Raw genomic sequence first — 4228 nt, 5'->3', positions numbered from 1 at the left:
TAGTCGGCGCCGGGCGGATACAGCAGCACCGCGCGCTCGCCCGCGGGAGCCATCTGCTGGAGCGCCGCGCCGATGCGACGGGCGCGTGAGTACAGCTCGCCGCGCGTCAGCGCGGTCCCCTCTCCGGTGCCGTCCTCCAGGAACGTGTAGAGGTGATGCTCGGGACGCGTGAGGCTTCGCTCTTCCAGGAGGTCGATGAGGGTTCGGGGCTGGGACATGGGGGGAGCGCGCGCGGGATGCGTTCTGGCTAGTCGGGTCTTACTGAATGTCCCCCGCCGACTGCCATGGCCTGGATTGATCTGGCCTGCTCGCCCACACCCTCAGTAGAAAACTGGAGGCAGAGCACAGCTCCGGGGAGCATTCCTCAGGTCACACCGGAGGCAGGTGTGACCCGCCCTGGGTTGCTGAGACATCAGCCCGCATGAAACCCAGGCATCCATCCGAGCGGGAAAAGGGGGAATCACCATGAGGTTTTCAGGGACGCAGCTCGTCACAGGACTCGTGTGGCTCACGGCGCTCACCACCGCGTGTGGGGACACGGAGGAGGCGCCGCCCGCCGACGTGGAGTTCGGCGATATCCAAGCCTTCGCGGAGGAGGCGCTTCCGGGCGCACCAACGGCCACCGTCTTCAGCGTCGACAAGCCCGGCCAGGTGCGCTTCGACGCCACGGGCGACAAGGTGGTGTTCCAGCCAGCCAGTCCGGAGCCGATGCGGTTCGGGGACTGGAAGGAGTTCGCGGAGTTCGCGCACACGAAGCTCAACGCCCGCGTGCACTACCACCCGAAGACGGGCGAGCTGGAGGGCGTCAGCGGCGACTACGCCATGGCCGGAGCGCCGGTGCTGGTGGACGGTGAGACGAAGTCCGTGCACGACGTCATCAACCCCGTGGGCGCGTTCCTCGGAGGGCTCCAGGGCTACATCCACGTCGGCGATGAGCGCATCTGCGTGCGCCCGGAGCTCTGCGGAGACGTCAAGATTCCGCCGGTCGACCGTGTCGAGGGAAAGGCCGTGTCGGACACCGTGAGCGAAGCGGCCGTCGGCACCGGCACCTTCTGCAACGCCTCGGGCTTCTGCATCCGCGGCTACTCCATCAACGTGCACACCCTCTTCCACCTCACCAACAGCGTCACCGAGCGCGTCAGCGGCGGCACGCGCACGGAGCGCTTCTTCTGCTGGAGGGGCTTCATTCCCTGGGTCTGCACGCGGCAGGTGGGCGAGTCGCACTCGATGCGGGTGGGCGTCACCTACGTGGACCTGCTCGGCACCGCCTTCAGCGGGGGAAGCAGCAGCGCCAACAACTCGGAGAAGGTGGAGCGGGGCTCCTTCTGGATCGGCCCCTTCAATCCCTTCAATCCGCCCACCGCCGTCAGGGCCTGGGCCACGTGCGGCGCCCACTCGGGCAGCACGCTCAGCGGCGGCACGGGCACGCGCACCTCGGACATCGGCGTGGTGCGCTGCCCCTGAGGCCGTGAGCGCGCGGGCGGAGGCTCAGTCCTCCGCGCGCAGCGCCTCGTGGGGTGGCACGCTCAGGGCGCGGCGGGCGGGCAGCCAGCTCGCCAGCAGCGCCACGGCACCGAGCAGCGACGGCACCGCGACGAAGGTGAACACGTCGAACGCGCCCACGCCGTACAGCAGGCCGGACAGGCTCCGCGCGAGCACGGCCGCACCCGCGAGGCCCAGCACCACGCCCACCGCGGCCAGCCGCAGGCCGTGCCCCACCACCAGCCACACCAGCTGGCCGTCCGTGGCGCCCAGCGCGACACGGATGCCCAGCTCCCGGGTGCGCTGGCTCACCGAGTACGCCAGCACGCCGTACAGCCCCACTCCCGCCAGGACCAGCCCCAGCACGGCCAGCGTCGCCAGCAGCGTCCCCAGCACCTGCGTGCGCCCCAGGCTCGCATCCACCACGTCCACCATGGAGCGCACCTGGACCAGCGGCATGTCCGGGTCCACCGCGCGCAGCTGCTCGCGGATGACGGGCGCCAGCGTGGCCGCGTCCTGCGTGGAGCGCACGGTGAGCAGCATGTAGAGCACCGGGAACTGGCCCGCGGGCATGTAGATTTCCGCGTCCGGCTCCTCGCCCAGGCTGTCGTGGTGGACGTCGCCCACCACGCCCACCACCTCGCGGAAGTCCTCGCCGTCGAGCGCCAGCTTCACCCGCTGCCCCACCGCGCTCCGGCCGGGGAAGTAGCGCCGGGCGAAGGCCTCGTTGACGACCGCCACCGGCGCGGTGCCCTGCCGGTCCGTGGGCTCGATGCCCCGCCCCTCCTTCACGGGAATGTCCAGGGTGGCGAGATAGCCGTCCGTCGCGGTGCGGAAGAGGGCCAGCTCGCGGGTCTTCGCCACGGCCTCGTCCTCGCCGGGCAGCAGCACCGACGCCACGCCGGTGCGTCCCCACAGCGGCACCGTGCTGGCCAGGCCCGCGGACTCCACGCCCGGCACCCCCCGCACCCGCTCCAGCAGCGACTCGAGCACGAGCCGCCGGGACGCATCGTCGCGGTACTTCTCGCGGGGGACGAACACGTCCGCGACGGTGATGCCGCGAGGCTCGAAGCCCAGCGGCACCTGGTACAGCGAGTGGAGCGTGCGCAGCATCAGCCCCGCGCCCACCAGCGGCACGAGCGCCAGCGCCACCTGCGCCACCACCAGCGCGGCACGCGCCCTGCCCTGCCCCGTGGCACCCCGGCCCCCACGAAGCCCTCCGAGCGCTCCGCGCCCATCCGCCCGCGCGGCCCGCATCGCCGGCACCAGACCGAACATGAAGCTGGTGAGCAGCGACAGCAGCGCGGCGATGGCCAGCACGTGCGGCTCCAGCCGCACCGCCTCCGCCGGCAGCACCTCGCCCGGCATCAGCGCGCGCATCAGGTCCATGCCCCACAGCGTCAGCACCAGCCCCGAGGCGCCGCCCGCGAGTGCCAGCAACCCGCTCTCCACCAGGAACTGCCGCATCAACTGCGCCCGGCCCGCGCCCAGGGCGGCGCGCACCGATACCTCCCGCTCCCGCGCGCTGGCCCGGGCCAGCAGCAGGTTGGCCACGTTGGCGCACGCCACGAGGAGCACCAGCGCCACCACGCCCGCCAGCAGCCAGAGCTGCTCCCGCGTCTTCTCCACCATGTGCGCGTGCAGCGGCAGCAGTCGCGCGCCCGCGGGCAGCTCCGCGTACGCGGGCTCGCGCGCCAGCGACGCGGCCAGTGCCTCCAGCTCGGACCGGGCCGCGTCCACCGTGACGCCAGGGCGAAGGCGCGCCACCACCCGCATGAAGATGCGCGCCGGCTCCTCCTCCGCGGACACGGCGGGGTTCGGGGCCAGCGGCGTCCACAGGTCCACGTCCGGGGCGAAGCGGAAGTCCGCGGGCAGCACCCCCTGCACCGTGTAGACGTTGCCGTCGAGGAGCAGCGTCCGGCCCACCACGTCCGGGCGTCCCCCGAAGCGGCGCTGCCACAGGCCATGGCCGAGCAGGACCACCTGATCTCTCCCCGGCACCTCCGACTCCGCGCCGAAGGCCTGCCCCAGCACCGGCCGCACGCCCAGGAGTGGCAGCAGCCCCGCCGTCGCCCGCGCCGAGCGCACGCGCTCCGCCGGCCCGTCTCCGAGGAGCGTGAAGTCGCGCAGCGTCAGGCCCTCGATGCCCTGGAACGCGTGCGCGCGCTCACGCCAGGCCTGGACGGCCAGGAGCGACACGCCCATGCGCTCGCGCTGCGGCGTCGACTGGAACAGGCGCACCAGCCGCGCCGGCTCCGGGTATGGCAGCGGCCGCAGCAGCACCTGGTACACCACGCTGAAGACGGCTGTCGTCGCGCCAATGGCCAGCGCGAGCGTGGCCACGACAACGAAGGTGAAGGCGAACTCGCGCCGCATCCGGCGCAGGGACAGACGAACGTCCTGGAGGAGCTGGGACATGGGGGGCGCCAGAAGCACTGCAACTCTAGCGCCACTTCCCACCCGGCCGCCCGGCCCGGGGCGCGCCGCTCGGACCCGCCGTGCGTGTCCGGACGTGGAACGTGGCATCCCAGAAGCGGACAAACCCCCCGTCTCGCGTCCCGAGCCGGCGGGCCGGCCCGCGAGGCACCGGCCCTCCGGGACCCAAGACGCGAGAGCGCTAACCTCCTTCAGCGAAGTCGGGTCAGGGCCTGACGAGCGACGTCATGGAAGGAGTCCTGCGGCAGCGGAGTGAAAGCCGGGCTGCACAACGTCGCGCCTGATTCAGCCAGGACGTCGTAAGGCCCCG

General features: G+C 72.3%; 2 protein-coding genes and 1 pseudogene. 1 reads left to right on the top strand and 2 read right to left on the bottom strand.

Going from position 1 to position 4228, the window contains the following annotated elements; all coding sequences use genetic code 11:
• A pseudogene (locus HG543_RS51955) lies at positions 1-218 on the bottom strand (AMP-binding protein); the annotation flags it as partial.
• A gap of 247 nt (positions 219-465) precedes the next feature.
• Between HG543_RS51955 and HG543_RS51950 the strand changes: the two are divergent.
• Complete coding sequence (locus tag HG543_RS51950; protein ID WP_169352415.1) at positions 466-1464, top strand: hypothetical protein; 999 nt, start codon at positions 466-468, stop codon at positions 1462-1464.
• A gap of 24 nt (positions 1465-1488) precedes the next feature.
• On the opposite strand, the gene HG543_RS51945 is transcribed toward HG543_RS51950, so the two are convergent.
• Positions 1489-3900: an ABC transporter permease gene (locus HG543_RS51945; RefSeq protein ID WP_169352414.1), complete on the bottom strand. Its 2412-nt coding sequence runs from the start codon at positions 3898-3900 to the stop codon at positions 1489-1491.
• Positions 3901-4228 lie beyond the last annotated feature (328 nt).

It is taken from the genome of Pyxidicoccus fallax (genome assembly GCF_012933655.1).
GTDB lineage: Bacteria > Myxococcota > Myxococcia > Myxococcales > Myxococcaceae > Myxococcus > Myxococcus fallax.
The sequence above is the reverse complement of the archived record's forward strand: the minus strand, read 5'-3'. Positions and strand labels throughout refer to the sequence as shown.